Origin of the sequence: Rhizobium sp. WYCCWR 11152 (genome assembly GCF_013087615.1) — a bacterium.
Classification (GTDB): domain Bacteria; phylum Pseudomonadota; class Alphaproteobacteria; order Rhizobiales; family Rhizobiaceae; genus Rhizobium; species Rhizobium indicum.
Genome location: NZ_JABFCP010000002.1, coordinates 314,717 through 330,658, shown reverse-complemented (window position 1 = coordinate 330,658; position 15,942 = coordinate 314,717). Strand labels below are relative to the sequence as shown.

Here is a 15,942-nt window from a genome sequence, read left to right as displayed (position 1 = left end):
GCCGGTCCTCGACGTCGCGTTCCCGCCCCTGTGTAGCCGCCACTCCACACTCTGATACGTTTTCGGCATTTCTTGAAACATGCCAGATACGCAGACCCGTCAGACATCACTCCGTCACGAAATGTCGCCCTGGGCGACAAGAAGATGGAGTGCCTCATGAAGAAGATTGACAATATTCTCGCCTGGCGCCGCCTTGCCCGCGGAGCAATGGTGATGGCGGTTGGACCGATGTTGCTGTTTCCAGCCGGTTACCTTGTACCGGCGACTGCCGCCGACCTCACATCGGACGGGCCGGCGACGCCGATCGGGGCCGACGAAACGATCCGCCCGTTCCAGATCCACGTTCCGCAGTCACAGCTTGACGATCTGCGCAAGCGCATTGCCGAAACGCGTTGGCCAGACAAGGAGATCGTGAGCGACGCCTCGCAAGGCATTCAGCTTTCGCGCGTCCAGGATCTGGTCCGTTACTGGGGCACTGATTACGACTGGCGCAAAGCCGAGGCTGAGCTCAATGCACTTCCGGAATTCATCACGACGATCGACGGGGTCGATATCCAGTTCATCCATGTGCGATCGCGTCATCCCAACGCCCTGCCGGTCATTCTGACCCATGGTTGGCCGGGTTCGACCTTTGAGTTCATCAAGGCGATCGGCCCTCTTACAGATCCGACTGCTTATGGCGGTAAAGCGGAGGACGCGTTTGACGTGGTCGTCCCTTCCATCCCCGGCTACGGCTTTTCGGGTAAGCCGACGGAGCTTGGCTGGGGCCCCGACCGCGTTGCGCGGGCATGGGACATCCTGATGAAGCGGCTCGGCTACGCGCACTACGTTTCCCAGGGTGGCGACCATGGTTCCGTTATCTCCGACGCGCTGGCGCGCCAGGCACCGAAGGGCTTGCTTGGTATCCATCTCAACATGCCGGCGACGGTTCCGGGCAATCTCACCAAGGCGATCAACAGTGGAGACCCGGCTCCCGCAGGACTGTCGGCGCCCGAGCGTGATGCCTATCAATCGTTGAGCACCTTCTTCGGCCGGAATGCCGCCTATGGGGCCGTGATGGTGACGCGTCCGCAGACGATCGGCTACTCGCTTTCCGATTCGCCGTCGGGCCTGGCTGCCTGGATCTACGAAAAATTTGCTCAATGGAGCGATAGCGAGGGCATTCCCGAGCGTGTTTTTTCCAAGGACGAAATGCTGAATGACATCACATTGTACTGGCTGACCAACACCGGGGCATCCTCGTCGCGGTTCTATTGGGAAAACAATAATAACAACTTCAGCTCAGACGCCCAGAAGACCAAAGAGATCAAGATCCCGGTGGCAATCAGCGTATTCCCAAAGGAGATCTACCAGGCGCCGGAGAGTTGGAGCAAGGAGGCTTACCCCACGCTGCATTACTACCACCGTGTCGATATGGGCGGTCACTTCGCCGCCTGGGAACAGCCCCAGCTTTTCGCTGAGGAACTGCGAGAGGCATTCAGGTCGGTGCGTTGATGACATCGGCTGCAGAATGACGGCTTGGCAAATCCGCGGCTTAGAATGGCAAATTCAAAGCCGCGGAGAATCCAGCTCGACCGTTTCATCAAATCATCCTCATCTCACTGTATTTTCCTGGGGTCAGTTCAATGCGCCACCGGCCGCCAATACCTCGTCCGGCGTATCGACATCGAGCAAGGCTGCGTCGCCAACATCGACATCGAGCACAGGCAATCCTGATGTGGCGATGATATCGCGCGCGCCGACATCGCCTTCAAGTCTGAGGACTGCCCGACTGAGGGAACGTGGCAGGATAACGGGATTGCCGGGCTTGCCCTGCGAAACGGCGCGCACGACGGCCCCGCCGCTCGCGTTGCGGAAGGCGGAAATCAGGGCATCGAGATGCATCGTGGAAATGCCGGGCATATCGGCGAGCATGACGAGAATGCCTTCGGCGCTGTCAGCATCCCTCGATGAGAATCCTGCTATGAGTGAGCTCGCCATGCCGCTGGCGTAATCGGGATTATCGATGAAAGTCAGAGCGAGCCCATCGAGCGCGGCCTCGATCTCGCTCCTGCGATGACCTGTGACGACAATAACGGACGCTGCATCCGCACCGAGCGCGGTCAATGCTGACCGCCGCACGAGCGGCACGCCGTCGAACTCGGCCAGCAGTTTGTGTTTCCCGCCCTCACCCATCCGGCTTGCCTTGCCGGCAGCGAGAATGACGATCGCGACCGACGCCTTACGCATAAGCCACCAGTCTTGCCGCAGCGATATCAGCCAGAACCGACAGGGCGAGCGAGGTTGCATCCCGCGTCGGGCCGAACATCCCGATGGGCGCCTTGATGCGACCGATGTCGTCCTTTCTGAAAGCCATGGCTGTCAACCGCTCGACCCGTCGACGATGCGTCCGGGTGCTGCCGAGAGCGCCGATGTAGAACCCGGGCGAGCGAAGCGCGGTCTCGAGAATGGCGGCTTCGGCGTCGAGGTCATGATGCAGGAGCACGACGGCCGTGAAGGGGTCGATGTCGGCTGCGACCCTGCCCCGCTCGCCCTGTCCCCGGACGATCACGTCGTAACCGGAAGCTTCGGCCAGTCGTGCGACGGCCTGCGCTTCGATCGTCTGGCCGGAAAGGACGACGCGGGTGCGGGGGCGGTAGACGCTCAGAAAATCTCGCTCGAGCCAGCACGCCCGTGGCGGTGGGTCTACCGCTTCGAGCACCTGCCGCTCTGGCGAATATGCAAGGCCGGCTGCCTGCCGCCATTCGAGACGTTCCAGAACATGCCGCAAAGCTCCGACATCTTTCAGGACGTGGATTGCGACGGAGATTCCGCCGCCGCAGGGAAGGACAATGTCGAAGAAGGGAGAGCCGTCGCCGAACTTGACCGTGCGGTCCCGTCCTTCCGCCATTGCCAGCAGCGCTTCGGAAGCGACCGCGGCTTCGACACATCCGCCGGAGACATAGCCGCAGAACCGCCCGTCTGCGGCAACCGCCATATGAGCGCCAAGCGCGCGCGCGGCCCCGCCCCGGATTTCGACGAGGGTGGCAAGTGCCGCCGCGCCAAGACCATGGGCGTCTATCGCGAAGCGAAGCAGTTCCGCAGGATCGTCGGTGGACGAGGCCCTGACGGGAATTGGCGCCGTGATGGGCGCAAGTGTCTGATCCATTGGAAATCCTACAGGAAAGCGACGGCGGTCCGGTTTCGAGACCGCCGCCAAAACAATCAGGCCACGTCCGGCAAACCGCCGATCAGTTTGTCAAGGGTCAGCGGATAGTGCCGAACCCTGACGCCGGTCGCGTTATAGACGGCGTTGGCAATTGCTGCCGCGACGCCGCAAAGGCCAAGCTCGCCGACGCCCTTGGCCTTCATCGGCGAGGACATCGGATCGGTCTCGTCCATGAAGATTACCTCCTGGTGCGGAATGTCGGCATGCACCGCCACTTCGTAGCTGGCGAGATCGTGGTTGACGAAGAAGCCGCGGCGGGTGTCGACCGCCAATTCCTCGGACAGCGCGCCGCCGGCCCCCATCGTCATCGCGCCGATGACCTGGCTGCGGGCGGTGATCGGATTAAGGATTCTTCCCGCCGCACAGACCGCGAGCATCCTGCGGATGCGGCTTTCTCCTGTGGCTATGTCGACGCCAACCTCCACAAAGTGCGCTCCGAATGTCGATTGCTGATGTGTTTCGGTAAGCTCGCCCCATTTGATCGTGTCCTCGCCGACAAGACCATCCGGACCGGCGGCCTCGGCAAGAGGCACCGAACGATTGCCCGAGCGAGCCTCGCCATTCTCGAAGACGATATCTTCGGAGTTGAAGCCGAGCTTCTTGGCGATGGCCTCACGCAGCTTGACACAGGCTGCGTAGACGCCGGACGTGGAAGAGTTCGCACCGAACTGTCCGCCGGAACCCGCAGAAACCGGAAAACGCGAGTCGCCGAGTTGGACGGCGACCTTGTCGATCGTCACTCCCATCATCTCGGCGGCAGTCTGGGCGATGATCGTGTAGCTGCCCGTCCCGATGTCGGTCATGTCGGTTTCGACCGTCACGACACCTTCCCGGTCGAGCTTTACCCTTGCTCCGGAGGGAAGCACGAGGTTGTTGCGGAAGGCAACGGCAACGCCCATGCCGACTAGCCAGCTGCCGTCACGCCTGGAGCCCGGCCTTCCTCTTTCACGCCAGCCAAACCGCTCCGCACCGAGCGTGAGGCAGCCGATGAGATTGCGCTGGGAAAAAGGTCGCTGCGGCTTCTCCGGATCGACCTGCGTGTCGTTGACGATCCGAAACTGCACAGGATCGATCCCAACTTTTTCGGCAATCTCGTCGATGGCGATTTCGAGCGCCATCAGTCCGGGGGCTTCGCCCGGAGCGCGCATGGCATTGCCCTCCGGGAGGTTGAGCGTCGCCAGCCGCATCGCGGTCATCCGATTCGCACCCGCATAGAGAAGCCGCGTCTGGTTGACGGCGGTCTCCAGTCCGCCGCCCGGAAGATCGCCGGACCAGCTTTCGTGCGCAATGGCGGTTATCTTGCCGTCACGCTCGGTTCCAATGCGAATCCGCTGGATCGTCGCCGGCCGGTGGGTGGTGTTGTTTATCAGGAGGGGGCGGGGCAAGGCGACCTTGACGGGCCGCTGTACTGCACGCGCGCCGACAACGGCCAGCACGGCATCCGCCCGCAGGAACAGCTTGCCGCCAAAGCCGCCGCCGATGAAGGGCGACATGAGGTGGATCTTCTCCTTGTCGATATCGAGTGTCGTCGCAAGGTCGGAGCGCCACCAGTCGATCATCTGGCTGGAGGTCCAGACGGTCACCTCGTCGCCGTTCCAGGCTGCGATCGATGCGTGCGGCTCCATCATCGCATGCGACTGGTCGGGCGTCGTATAAGACGCGTCAACAGTGACGGGAGCTGACCTGAAGGCAGCCTCGAACTCGCCGACCGCAGTGTCGGGCTGTTGCGATTCATCCGGCTTGACGGCCGAATCCTTTGCCTGGCCGAGGTCGAACACACCCTTTTCTTCGGCATAGTCGACCTTGACCAGGGAGGCTGCGGCGCGTGCCTGCTCGAAGGTCTCGGCGACGACGACCGCGATTGCCTGGTGATAGTGCTGAATCTCGTCGCCGCCAAAAAGCTTGGCGGTGTTGAACTTGCCCTTCTTCCGCTCGCCGATGTCGAGCGTCGTCACCACGGCAAGCACACCGGGAGCCCTCTTGGCTGCGGAGACGTCCATGGACGTGATGCGGCCCTTAGCGATGGCCGCGCCGACCGGATAACCATAGGCGTAGCGCATGTTCGGATCGTGCCACTCATAGGCGTACATCGCCCGGCCGGTCGTCTTGAGCTGGCCGTCGATGCGGTGGATCGGCTGACCGACGACTTTCAGATTGTCGATCGGGTTGGTTGTCGCTGGCGTATCGAACTGCATGGCTCAACCCCTTGCTTCGGCAATGACCGCGCCGAGCGTGCGCTCGACCAGATCGACCTTGAAACGGTTCTGTTCGGTAGGATGGGCGCCGGCAAGAAGGACGCCCGCCGCCGCCCGCGCGCCTTTCGGCAACTCGGCTTCTGCTGCCTCGATGCGCCATGGCTTATGGGCGATGCCGCCGACGGCGACGCGTCCTGTCCCATCCGGCTGGATCACGGCTCCGACCGAGACGAGCGCGAAGGCATAGGAGGCGCGGTCGCGGACTTTGCGATAGATGTGCTTGCCGCCGATCGGGGGCGGTAGCAGGACCGCCGTGATGAACTCGCCGCGCTGAAGAACAGTCTCGATATCAGGCGTGTCGCCGGGCAACCGATGAAAGTCGGCGATCGCAATCGCGCGACGACTGCCGTCGGCCTTGACCGTTTCCACAACTGCATCGAGCGCCCGCATCGCGATGGCCATGTCACTCGGATGCGTGGCGATACACGCTTCGCTTGTGCCGACCACTGCATGCTGGCGGCTGAAGCCGCCGATGGCGGAACAGCCACTGCCCGGCTGCCGCTTGTTGCACGGCTGGTTCGGGTCGTAGAAATAAGGACAGCGCGTGCGCTGCAGGAGGTTGCCGGCCGTCGTCGCCTTGTTGCGCAGTTGCCCGGAGGCGCCCGCGACAAGCGCCCTGGAAAGCAGGCCGTAGTCGCGGCGAACAGTTTCGTGAGCTGCAAGATCGGTGTTGCGGACCAAGGCGCCGATGCGCAGCCCACCCTCCGGCGTGGGCTCGATCTTGTCGAGGCCGAGACCGTTGACGTCGATCAGATGCGTTGGCGTTTCGATCTCCAGCTTCATCAGGTCGAGGAGATTGGTGCCGCCGGCGATGAACTTGGTTTCAGGATTTAAGGCGGCCGCCTTGGCCGCGGCCTCGACGGATGAGGCGCGTTCGTAGGTGAAGGCTCTCATGCTTTTATCCCCGCGACTTCCGAAATGGCATCGATAATGTTGGAATAGGCGCCGCACCGACAGATGTTACCGCTCATGCGTTCGCGGATCTCGGCCGCAGTGACGGCCGCCTCTGCCGTAAGATCGCCAGTGACGTGGCTCGGTATGTTCGCCTTGATCTCTTCGAGCACCGCCACGGAGGAACAGATCTGTCCCGGCGTGCAGTAGCCGCACTGGAAGCCGTCATGCTTGACGAAGGCCGCCTGCATCGGATGAAGGTTTTCAGGCTGGCCGAGGCCCTCGATCGTGGTGATTTGATCGCCTTCGTGCATGACCGCCAGTGTCAGGCAGGAGTTGATGCGGTGGCCGTCGACTATGACGGTGCATGCGCCGCATTGGCCGTGGTCGCATCCCTTCTTCGTACCTGTGAGATGCAGGTGCTCGCGCAGTGCGTCGAGCAGCGACGTTCTATTGTCGACCTCGAGATCGCGGTTCTCGCCGTTAACCGCGAAAGAAACTTTCGATGTATAGGCCATGTCATTTCCTGGGGACTGTGCCGCCGCGGGCGCCACGGCTCCGGTGACCGCAATCGTTGCGGCCGACGAGATAAGTAGATCTCGGCGGGAAAGTTCCAGTTGTATCCGGCTTGGCATGAACTGTTCCACTTTGCTCGTTGGACATAGGCGCGCGTCAACGCCGTCTGCTGAGGTAGTGCAACTCCGCCTTCTGATTAGGCCCTTTCCGTTGCATACGGTTATCGATCTGGCTCATGAATTCCCCGAGCCGCGGTCATAAGATGCCGCGAACCACATCTTCAATGAAGTTGGCTTGGATGCGGAAGCGCCGGCGGAGTAACACCCGCCGATGCGCGCGAAAAAAAGCAGCGCCATGCGCAAAAAATGATGCTTTTCCGGCTTATCTTTATTCCCTACTCCCTATCGAAGCAGGTGACGAAAAGGGATGACCGCATGCCCACGCCGTTTTACTGGAACGAGCTCAATACATATGATTTTGCCGACCTCTCTCCCGAGACCACGATTGCCGTTCTGCCCATCGCCTCGACGGAACAGCACGGCCCGCATCTGCCGATCGCAACGGATGTCGCCATCGCGACCGGCATGCTGGCGGAGCTGAAGAGGCAGCGGCCGGAGGATCTGGACATCCTGGTCCTTCCGACACAGGAGATCGGCAAGGCCAACGAACACATCCACGGCCCCGGCACGCTGTCGCTCAGTGCAGAGCTGCTCATCCCCGTCTGGACGGCGATTGGTGCCAAGGTTGCCGAAGCCGGGCTGCGGAAGATGGTGATCGTCAATTCCCACGGCGGCAATGTCGACATCATGAGCATCGTCGCGCGCGAACTGCGCGTGCGCCATCAAATGGCGGTGGTCTCCACGCAATGGGGCCGTTTCGGTCATCCGGAAGGCATGGTCAGCGATCATGAGAGCAGATACGGCATCCACGGCGGCGATGTCGAGACGTCGTTGATGCTGCATTTCCGCCCCGAGCTGGTGCGCATGGACAAGGCGCAGAACTTTGCCTCGAAGGCCGAAGGGATGCGGCAGCAATCCAAATATCTTCAGCCTCTACCACCGCATTCGCTGGCCTGGATCGCGCATGACCTCAATCCCCTCGGCGTGGTCGGCGATGCCTCGATCGCCACGGCCGAAAAGGGCGAGGCGATCTGCAGCCATCAGGTCAAGGGGTTTGTCGAGCTGCTCCGGGATCTCAAGGCCTATCCGCTTTCGAATCTCTATGTGAAATAGGCTCAGCGGCCGGTTTCACATCCGGTGGGATATGACCCTTGGCCTGCAATTCCTGCACCAGGCCGAGCAGTTCGGCGAGAAGATATTCGACGAAAAGGCTGGTCGCTGCGTCGAGGGGCGCGCGGGCACGGGCAAACAGCTTCATCTGCTGATAACGCGTATGCGGCTCGGCGATCGGGCGGAAAACGAGTTCACCGCGCCGGCATTCGGTGATGACATCGAGCGGATTGAGCAGCGTCAGCCCCGTGCCGCATTTGACCAGCTGCTTCAGCATCTCCGATGCATTGGTTTCCAGCACCGGCTCGACCGAGATCGGCAGGCGCGCAAAAGCAAGGTTGATCACCTCGCGCAGGCTGGTGCCCGGCTGCGCCAGAACCAGTTTTTCCTGGGTGACATCGGCCAGGTTGATTGGCCCGGGGCCGATCAGGTGATGCCCTGGCGGCAGCACGACACCGATCGGGATATCGAAATTTCCGAGCGTGCGGATGCCAGGCGTGGCGGGGATGTTGAAGCCGAGACCGATATCCACCTCGCCTGATACAACGGGGCTGGCCGTCGTGCCGCCGGTGTCGTTGCGCAGTTGGACGAAGACGCGCGGATGCTCTGAAAGAAAGCGCGCGATGATTTCGGGCAGCGGCCCGGCGGCAAGCCCAACGGTCGTCACCATGCGCACCTTGCCTGCCTGCTGCATCTTGAGGCTGCGGATGCGCCCTTCCAGGCGCTCGTAATTCTTCAGCACGTCCCGGATATGCTCGATGCAGAGTTCGCCGGCAGCCGTCAGCCGCAGGCCACGCGGGAGCCGCTCGAAAAGCGGCGCCCCGATCTCCTCCTCCAGCGCCAGAATCTGCCTGTTGACCGCCGATGACGCCACGTTGAGGCGCGCGGCCGCCTTGCGGATCGAACCGCAACGGGCGATCTCGTTGATGTAAAGAAGGCGTCTGGAGTGCAACATGATCTCTCCAATGCATAAATTTTGCGCAGGACGCACAAATTATCTTCAGCTTTCCAACAGATGCCGAAAAGGCATCAATGCGCACGAATTTTGATGCTTTTCAAAGCGCATGGCAATGGCTCAAATTCCCTCAAAAGGGAGCCGAGCAAGGCTTCCCTCGGCCACAAAAGGGGAACTGCCGACCATGTTGAAAGCACTGATGAAGACGCAATTCCTGAGCTGCCTTGGCCTCGCCTCGATGCTTGCCGCCGCCTCGCCGGCGCTTGCCCTCGACAAGGTGAGCTACGGGACGAACTGGCTTGCCCAGGCGGAACATGGCGGCTTCTACCAAGCCGTTGCCGACGGTACCTATGCAAAATACGGCCTCGACGTCACCATCGTCCAGGGCGGCCCGAATGCTGCAAACAGCGCGCTGCTGATCTCCGGCAAGCTCGATTTCTACATGGGCGGCCCTCAGGGCGAAATATCCGCCGTCGAACAGGGCATTCCGCTGGTCGATGTCGCCGCGATCTTCCAAAAGGATCCGCAGGTGCTGATCGCCCATCCGGATAACGGCGTCGACAAGTTCGAGGATCTCGCCAAGCTGAAAACGCTGTTCCTCAGCAAGGATGGCTACCTCACCTATTTCGAATGGATGAAAGCCAACTTCAAAGGCTTCAAGGACGAGCAGTACAGGCCCTATAACTTCAGTCCCGCCCCCTTCCTCGCAGACAAGGAGTCTGCCCAGCAGGGATACCTGACCTCCGAACCCTACGAGATCCAGAAGCAGGCAGGCTTCGAGCCAAAGGTCTTCCTGCTCGCCGACAACGGCTACTCACCCTATTCGACGATGATCACGACAACGCAGGCGATGATCGATGGCAAGCCCGATGTCGTGCAGCGCTTTGTCGATGCCTCGATCGAGGGCTGGTACAATTACCTCTACGGCGACAACACCAAGGCGAACGCGCTGATCAAGAAGGACAATCCTGAAATAACGGACGGCCAGATCGCCTATTCGGTCACCAAGATGAAGGAATACGGCATCATCGAATCCGGCGACAGCCTGGACAAGGGCATCGGTTGCATCACCGACGCCCATTACAAGAAGTTCTTCGACGAGATGACCGCTATCAAGGTCTTCAAGACCGACACCGACTATACCAAGGCCTTCACGACGAAGTTCGTCTGCAAGGGCACCGGAATGGCGCTGAAGAAATAAGCCTCCCAGGCCAGGTCCGCCGCTCGTCTGGCGGTGGACCGCACTCCTTCGATAAATGAGCGAGAAAATGTCCCTAGCCGAAACCAAGGCGGCGCCTTCCAAGGAGGCGAGAAAGCGGCCACTGGTCGTCATGCAGTCGGTGTCGAAGGTCTTTTCCAGCGGCACGACAGCGCTTTCGGGCATGTCGCTGACGGTCGAAAGCGGCGAATTCATCAGCCTGCTTGGCCCCTCCGGCTGCGGCAAGTCCACGGCGCTGCGCATCATCGCAGGCCTTGGCGACATCACCGCGGGCAAGATCGACTGGCCAAGTTCACGCATCAATTCGAAGGGCCTGCCTGAAGGCGATATCGGCTTCGTCTTCCAGGAGCCGACACTGATGCCGTGGAAGACCGTTTTCGGCAACGTCTACCTGCCGCTGAAACTGCGGGGGATCTCCAAGGCGGAAGCCCGCGACCGGATCACCGAAGCGCTGGCGACCGTCAATCTTCAGGATTTCGCCGATGCCTATCCGCGCGAACTCTCCGGGGGCATGAAGATGCGCGTGTCGATCGCCCGCGCGCTCGTGACAAAGCCGAAGCTGCTGCTGATGGACGAGCCTTTCGCAGCACTCGACGAGATCACCCGCCAGAAGCTCAACGACGACGTACTGCGGCTGTGGAAGACGACCGGGATTACGGTGATCTTCGTGACGCATTCGGTCTTCGAATCCGCTTATCTCTCGAACCGGATCGTGGTGATGAAGGCGAGACCCGGCCGCGTGCATGCCGATTTTCCGCTGACCACCAGCCTCGAGCGGGATTCGCATTATCGAACCTCGGAACAATATCGGCAGGCCTGCGAAAAGGCGTCCCGTTCGCTGATCGAGGCGATGGGCGGATCGGAGGAGCACTGATGAGCGTCGAAAGCATCGAAGCCGCCGAAGCCGTATCCCCGCCCGCCTCCCAACCGGCGAACGCCCGGCGGCGTGAGCTGGCGCTGCGCATCGCCGTGCCTTTCCTGGTCATCACCGTGCTCATCATCGCTTGGGAGCTTTACGTGGTGCTCTCGGGCGTTCCGCCATACATTCTGCCCGGTCCCGGCGCGGTGGCCGCTGCCTTCGTCAATGATTGGGGCACGCTTGCGCCGGCCCTCTGGGTCACGACCAAGATCACCTTCATCTCGCTGATGCTGGCGCTGATTGGCGGCGTGGGGTTTGCAATCTTCCTGGTGCAATCGCGCTGGATCGAGATCGCCTTCTATCCGCTCGCCGTTATCCTGCAGGTGACGCCGATCGTGGCGATCTCGCCGCTGATCCTGATCTACGCTCCCTCCACGCAGGTCGCGCTGCTCATCTGCGCCTTCCTCGTCGCATTCTTCCCGATCCTTTCGAACATGGTGCAGGGCCTGAAGAGCGTCGACCATAACCTCATCAACCTCTTCGAACTCTATGGTGCCTCGCGCTGGCAGACGCTGATCCATCTGAAGATCCCGGCCGCCCAGCCCTATTTCATGACCGGTCTTCGCATCGGTGGCGGGCTTGCGCTGATCGCCGCCGTCGTCGCTGAATTTGCCGCGGGCTCCGCCGGCGCCGGCTCCGGCCTCGCCTTCCGCCTGCTGGAAGCGCAGTACCGGATGAACATCCCGCGGCTCTTCGCGGCGCTGTTGATGCTCTCCATGCTTGGCGTAGCGATCTTCGGCCTCACCACCCTCATTGCCTGGCTGAGCCTTCACCGCTGGCATGAAAGCAGCATCAAACGGGAAAACTGATGACCTATTCCTTCATATCCCCGCCGAATGCGGCCCGCTTCGTGCTGAGCAATGCGACAGTGCCCGCCATCACCGTCGAACATGTCGGCGTGCCGGTCACGGAAGGACTGGCCACGGTCGATATCGTCATCAGCGACGGCATGATTGCCGCCATCCGGCCGGCCGGCGCCGCACCCGCCGATTATGCCAGGATCGATCTCAAGGACGGCATGGTCTGGCCGTGTTTTGCCGATATCCATACCCATCTCGACAAGGGCCATATCTGGCCGCGCCAGGCCAATCCCGACGGCAGCTTCATGGGCGCGCTCGATGCCGTCAGGGCCGACCGTGAAGCCAACTGGTCGGCCGCGGACGTCAAGCGGCGGATGGAATTCTCGCTCCGCTCCGCCTATGCCCATGGCACCAGCCTGATCCGCACGCACCTGGATTCGCTTGCGCCCCAGCATCGCATCTCCTTCGAGGTCTTTGCCGGAATCCGGGATGCCTGGAAAGACAGGATCGCACTGCAGGCGGTCGCCCTCTTCCCGCTGGATGCCATGGCAGACAGCGCCTTCTTTACCGATCTCGTCACAACAATCCGGCAGAGCGGCGGCCTGCTTGGCGGCGTCACACGGATGGGGCCGGAGCTTGTCTGGCAGCTCGACACGCTCTTCAGGACTGCCGCGGAGCATGGCCTAAATATCGATCTGCATGTCGACGAGACGGATGACCGCGGCGCCGAGACGCTGAAGGCAATTGCCGAGGCCGTGCTGCGCAACGGGTTCGGGGGCAAGGTGACCGCCGGCCATTGCTGCTCGCTCGCCCGCCAGGACGAAGACACCGCCGCGCGCACCGTCGAATTGGTCGCCAAGGCAGGGATCGCGGTCATCGCGCTGCCGATGTGCAACATGTATCTGCAGGACCGCCATCCCGACCGCACCCCGCGCTGGCGCGGCGTCACCCTGTTCAAGGAATTGGCCGCCGCCGGCGTCGCGACTGCGGTCGCATCCGACAATACTCGTGACCCCTTCTATGCTTATGGTGATCTCGATCCGGTCGAGGTCTTCCGTGAGGCCGTCCGGATCCTGCATCTCGACCATCCGCTCGATACCGCCGCCCGTGTCGTCACCACCTCGCCCGCCGCCATCGTCGGACGGCCGGACAAGGGCCGCATCGCCGCCGGCGATCCGGCCGATCTCGTGCTCTTCAGCGCGCGGCGCTGGAGTGAATTCCTGTCCCGTCCGCAGTCTGACCGCGTCGTGCTTCGCCGCGGCAAGGTGATCGACCGCAGCCTGCCGGATTACCGTGAACTCGATAACGTCGTTGGAGCCTGACATGGCCGATTATCAGAAGATCAAAAAAGAACTCGAGGGCATCGCTGTTGAGGACAATCCAGCGCTGGTGCGCCAGAAGAGCCGGGATTTCTATTGGTACTCGCCGATCCTGAAGGCGCAGCTCGACAATGTTTCCGCCGATCTCGTTGTCACGCCGAAGACCGAGGACGAGGTCATCCGGACGCTGAAGGTCGCCTATGCGCATGGCGTGCCGGTCACGCCGCGCGGCGCCGGCACCGGCAATTACGGCCAGGCCATGCCGCTTTCCGGCGGTATCGTGCTGAACCTTGCGGCGATGGACAAGATCAAGGAGATCCATCCCGGCCGTGTCGTCTGCGAACCGGGCATCGTACTTGCCCAACTCGACAAGCAGACCAAGGCCCATTCCGGCCAGGAGCTGCGCTTCCACCCCTCCACCGCGCAGACGGCGACGGTCGGCGGCTTCATCGCCGGCGGTTCCGGCGGCGTCGGCTCGATCACCTGGGGCGGCTTGCGCGACCTCGGAAATATCCTGCGCCTGCGCGTCGTCACGATGGAAGCCGAACCGCGCGTGCTCGATCTCACCGGCTGGGATCTCCAGAAGGTGAGCCACGCCTACGGCACGAACGGCATCATCACCGAGATCGAGATGCCGCTTGCACCCGCCTATGACTGGGTCGATGTGCTCGTCGGCTATGACGATTTCATGGAGGCGGTGCGCTTCTCCGACGCGCTGGCGAAATGCAATGGCATTCTCGTCAAGGAGATCGCGCCGATCGCAGCTCCCATCCCTTACGACTATTTCACCCGCCACAAGCCCTATATCCGTCAGGGCCAGTCGATCGTCGTACTGATGATCGCGCCACATTCCATGGATGCCTTTCTGGCTTTCACGGCGGCGCAGAAGGGCGAGATCATGTTCCGCTCCGACAAGGTGGAAAGCATGCGCGGCATCCCGCATGCCTATGAGCTCGCCTGGAACCACACGACATTGCGTGCCCTGAAGGTCGATCCGAGCTTCACCTATCTGCAGGTTCAATATCCGGGACCCGATCATGTCGCCAAGGTCCGGAAGATGATGGAGATCTTCGGTGACGAAGTGCCGGGTCATCTCGAATTCATCAAATTCGACGGCCAGATCCAGTGCTCCGGCCTGCCGCTGGTGCGTTATACCACCGAGGAGCGGCTGGAGGAGATCATCAAGATCCACCAGGACAATGGATGCCCGATCTTCAACCCGCACCGCTATACGCTCGAAGAAGGCGGCATGAAGCGCACCGACGCGGTGCAGCTCGCCTTCAAGCAGGAAACCGATCCGAAGGGCTTGCTCAATCCCGGCAAGATGATTGCGTGGGAAAATCCCGATTTCGATTTCAATGCCGGCAAGAACTATCTCTTCCCCGGCCTGGCGGACCTGATGGAGGCCTCATGAGGGTTCTCGTCCTCCACTCTCACCCGGTCGAGGAAAGTTACGGCAAGGCGCTTTACCGGCAAACCGTCGAGAGCCTTGAGAAGGCCGGGCATATGGTGGATGGCTGCGACCTCTATGAAGAGCAGTTCGATCCGGTGCTCTCGCGCCACGACCGACTCGCCTATCACGACTATCCGGAAAATCTGAAGCTGGTGGAATCGCATGTCGAAAGGTTGAAGGCGGCCGAGGGGTTGGTGATCTGCACCCCGATCTGGAACTTCGGCTTTCCGGCGATCCTCAAGGGATATTTCGACCGTGTATGGCTGCCGGGCGTGTCCTTCGAGCTGGTCAACGGCAAGGTGGAATCGCGGCTGCGCCACATCCGCAAGCTTGCAGCCGTCCTGACCTACGGAGCAACGCCCTTCCGCGCCTTTGCAGCCGGCAATCCGCCGAAGAAGATCGTCAAGAGGGTGTTGAGGGCGCAGATCAATCCGGTGAGGCCGGTAACTTTCCTCGCCCATTACGACATGAACAATTGCACGCCGGAGACGCGGGCAAAATTCCTCGCCCGTGTCGGAGGCGCGATGGAGCGCTTTTAGAAGATTTTCGCGGCCGTAACCTCGACTTCGACCAGGAACTCGGGGCGCGTAAAGCCGCCGATGACGAGCAAGGTGGAAACCGGCTTCGGATCGAGCGTATAGCGATCTCGCACGGCCATATAGGCCGGGAAATCCTCACGGCGGGTGACGAAGCCCGAAATGCGGATGACGTCGGCAAAACTCATTTCCGCCTCTTCGAGGATCGCCTTGATCGCCTCGAAGCAGAGTTCAGCCTGAGCACTGATATCGCTCGGAACAGTATTGTCGAGACCGATACCAAGCTGACCCGACGTGACCAGAAGCGATGCGCCGGGCGGCACCAGCAGGCCGTGATTGTAATTTCCAAAAGGCCGGCGCACCGAGGCCGGATTGAAGGTCTTCTTCATCGATCTCTCTGAAATATTCCCATAGGTCCGCAGATCCCGCGACCCTACAGGATGCGGCGGGATATGAGAATATCGCCGTCTTCCACGATGTCTTGCGACAAAAGAGGCAGGAAGACCGTGGCAGCATCACTTCGGGCTATTGGACTTGCGCTCGCCTGAATTTCAGCCAAAATCCTGATGGTAATACGCGGGCCCCTGACAGCAGGGCGGCGTGCCTGAAAAATATTCCTTTAATAAATCAAAGATGATTGCA

General features: G+C 61.4%; 15 protein-coding genes. 8 read left to right on the top strand and 7 right to left on the bottom strand.

The genetic code is table 11. From position 1 onward, the window contains the following. Positions 1-156: 156 nt before the first annotated feature. A complete protein-coding gene (locus G9X67_RS01825; protein WP_171597879.1) occupies positions 157-1,494 on the top strand; it encodes an epoxide hydrolase family protein in 1,338 nt (445 codons plus the stop codon). A 123-nt stretch (positions 1,495-1,617) separates the two neighbouring features. On the opposite strand, the gene G9X67_RS01820 is transcribed toward G9X67_RS01825, so the two are convergent. From G9X67_RS01820 to paoA, 5 genes are read right to left on the bottom strand one after another with little or no spacing between them, the layout of a single operon-like run. Continuing rightward, entirely contained in the window at positions 1,618-2,229 is a 612-nt protein-coding gene (locus tag G9X67_RS01820) for a nucleotidyltransferase family protein (protein ID WP_171597878.1), read from the bottom strand. Beyond that, positions 2,222-3,148, bottom strand: coding sequence for an XdhC family protein (locus G9X67_RS01815; protein WP_171597877.1), 927 nt, complete (start codon positions 3,146-3,148; stop codon positions 2,222-2,224). The genes G9X67_RS01820 and G9X67_RS01815 overlap by 8 nt, the downstream gene beginning before the upstream one ends. Positions 3,149-3,204: 56 nt before the next feature. Beyond that, positions 3,205-5,403 carry an aldehyde oxidoreductase molybdenum-binding subunit PaoC gene (gene paoC / locus G9X67_RS01810; protein WP_171597876.1) on the bottom strand — a complete coding sequence of 733 codons (2,199 nt, stop codon included), beginning with the start codon at positions 5,401-5,403 and terminating at the stop codon, positions 3,205-3,207. 3 nt (positions 5,404-5,406) lie between these two features. Beyond that, positions 5,407-6,357: a xanthine dehydrogenase family protein subunit M gene (locus tag G9X67_RS01805; protein ID WP_171597875.1), complete on the bottom strand. Its 951-nt coding sequence runs from the start codon at positions 6,355-6,357 to the stop codon at positions 5,407-5,409. Then, on the bottom strand, positions 6,354-7,001 hold the full coding sequence (gene paoA / locus G9X67_RS01800) for an aldehyde dehydrogenase iron-sulfur subunit PaoA (RefSeq protein ID WP_171597874.1): 648 nt from the start codon (positions 6,999-7,001) through the stop codon (positions 6,354-6,356). Before paoA ends, G9X67_RS01805 begins: the two co-directional genes overlap by 4 nt. A 234-nt stretch (positions 7,002-7,235) precedes the next feature. On the opposite strand from paoA, the gene G9X67_RS01795 reads away from it, so the two are divergent. Beyond that, a complete protein-coding gene (locus tag G9X67_RS01795) occupies positions 7,236-8,102 on the top strand; it encodes a creatininase family protein (RefSeq protein ID WP_171597873.1) in 867 nt (288 codons plus the stop codon). On the opposite strand, the gene G9X67_RS01790 is transcribed toward G9X67_RS01795, so the two are convergent. Beyond that, positions 8,065-9,054: a LysR family transcriptional regulator gene (locus G9X67_RS01790; RefSeq protein ID WP_138390336.1), complete on the bottom strand. Its 990-nt coding sequence runs from the start codon at positions 9,052-9,054 to the stop codon at positions 8,065-8,067. The genes G9X67_RS01795 and G9X67_RS01790 overlap by 38 nt on opposite strands. 184 nt (positions 9,055-9,238) lie before the next feature. Between G9X67_RS01790 and G9X67_RS01785 the strand changes: the two genes are divergently transcribed. The 6 genes from G9X67_RS01785 to G9X67_RS01760 all read left to right on the top strand — a co-directional run bounded on the left by G9X67_RS01785 (position 9,239) and on the right by G9X67_RS01760 (position 15,303). Then, positions 9,239-10,255 carry an ABC transporter substrate-binding protein gene (locus G9X67_RS01785; RefSeq protein ID WP_171597872.1) on the top strand — a complete coding sequence of 339 codons (1,017 nt, stop codon included), beginning with the start codon at positions 9,239-9,241 and terminating at the stop codon, positions 10,253-10,255. A 67-nt stretch (positions 10,256-10,322) separates the two neighbouring features. Further along, positions 10,323-11,147 carry an ABC transporter ATP-binding protein gene (locus G9X67_RS01780; protein ID WP_138330729.1) on the top strand — a complete coding sequence of 275 codons (825 nt, stop codon included), beginning with the start codon at positions 10,323-10,325 and terminating at the stop codon, positions 11,145-11,147. Further along, positions 11,147-12,001: an ABC transporter permease gene (locus G9X67_RS01775; protein ID WP_129417384.1), complete on the top strand. Its 855-nt coding sequence runs from the start codon at positions 11,147-11,149 to the stop codon at positions 11,999-12,001. Before G9X67_RS01780 ends, G9X67_RS01775 begins: the two co-directional genes overlap by 1 nt. Continuing rightward, on the top strand, positions 12,001-13,314 hold the full coding sequence (locus G9X67_RS01770) for a cytosine deaminase (RefSeq protein WP_171597871.1): 1,314 nt from the start codon (positions 12,001-12,003) through the stop codon (positions 13,312-13,314). Before G9X67_RS01775 ends, G9X67_RS01770 begins: the two co-directional genes overlap by 1 nt. A 1-nt stretch (position 13,315) precedes the next feature. Next, on the top strand, positions 13,316-14,725 hold the full coding sequence (locus G9X67_RS01765; protein WP_138390342.1) for an FAD-binding oxidoreductase: 1,410 nt from the start codon (positions 13,316-13,318) through the stop codon (positions 14,723-14,725). Continuing rightward, complete coding sequence (locus G9X67_RS01760) at positions 14,722-15,303, top strand: NAD(P)H-dependent oxidoreductase (protein ID WP_138330733.1); 582 nt, start codon at positions 14,722-14,724, stop codon at positions 15,301-15,303. The genes G9X67_RS01765 and G9X67_RS01760 overlap by 4 nt, the downstream gene beginning before the upstream one ends. On the opposite strand, the gene G9X67_RS01755 is transcribed toward G9X67_RS01760, so the two are convergent. After that, the gene (locus tag G9X67_RS01755; RefSeq protein WP_129417380.1) at positions 15,300-15,689 is read right to left on the bottom strand and encodes a RidA family protein; all 390 of its coding nucleotides are present in this window, start codon (positions 15,687-15,689) and stop codon (positions 15,300-15,302) included. The two genes, G9X67_RS01760 and G9X67_RS01755, sit on opposite strands and share 4 nt — an antisense overlap. Positions 15,690-15,942: the final 253 nt, after the last annotated feature.

What these genes read in the sequence shown, in the direction of transcription:
- G9X67_RS01790 (WP_138390336.1), bottom strand. Translation starts at nt 9,054, where the DNA reads ATGTTGCACTCCAGACGCCTTCTTTACATCAACGAGATCGCCCGTTGC.
- G9X67_RS01770 (WP_171597871.1), top strand. Translation starts at nt 12,001, where the DNA reads ATGACCTATTCCTTCATATCCCCGCCGAATGCGGCCCGCTTCGTGCTG.
- G9X67_RS01820 (WP_171597878.1), bottom strand. Translation starts at nt 2,229, where the DNA reads ATGCGTAAGGCGTCGGTCGCGATCGTCATTCTCGCTGCCGGCAAGGCA.
- G9X67_RS01780 (WP_138330729.1), top strand. Translation starts at nt 10,323, where the DNA reads ATGTCCCTAGCCGAAACCAAGGCGGCGCCTTCCAAGGAGGCGAGAAAG.
- G9X67_RS01755 (WP_129417380.1), bottom strand. Translation starts at nt 15,689, where the DNA reads ATGAAGAAGACCTTCAATCCGGCCTCGGTGCGCCGGCCTTTTGGAAAT.
- paoC (WP_171597876.1), bottom strand. Translation starts at nt 5,403, where the DNA reads ATGCAGTTCGATACGCCAGCGACAACCAACCCGATCGACAATCTGAAA.
- G9X67_RS01775 (WP_129417384.1), top strand. Translation starts at nt 11,147, where the DNA reads ATGAGCGTCGAAAGCATCGAAGCCGCCGAAGCCGTATCCCCGCCCGCC.
- G9X67_RS01805 (WP_171597875.1), bottom strand. Translation starts at nt 6,357, where the DNA reads ATGAGAGCCTTCACCTACGAACGCGCCTCATCCGTCGAGGCCGCGGCC.
- G9X67_RS01785 (WP_171597872.1), top strand. Translation starts at nt 9,239, where the DNA reads ATGTTGAAAGCACTGATGAAGACGCAATTCCTGAGCTGCCTTGGCCTC.
- G9X67_RS01760 (WP_138330733.1), top strand. Translation starts at nt 14,722, where the DNA reads ATGAGGGTTCTCGTCCTCCACTCTCACCCGGTCGAGGAAAGTTACGGC.
- G9X67_RS01795 (WP_171597873.1), top strand. Translation starts at nt 7,236, where the DNA reads ATGATGCTTTTCCGGCTTATCTTTATTCCCTACTCCCTATCGAAGCAG.
- G9X67_RS01825 (WP_171597879.1), top strand. Translation starts at nt 157, where the DNA reads ATGAAGAAGATTGACAATATTCTCGCCTGGCGCCGCCTTGCCCGCGGA.
- G9X67_RS01815 (WP_171597877.1), bottom strand. Translation starts at nt 3,148, where the DNA reads ATGGATCAGACACTTGCGCCCATCACGGCGCCAATTCCCGTCAGGGCC.
- G9X67_RS01765 (WP_138390342.1), top strand. Translation starts at nt 13,316, where the DNA reads ATGGCCGATTATCAGAAGATCAAAAAAGAACTCGAGGGCATCGCTGTT.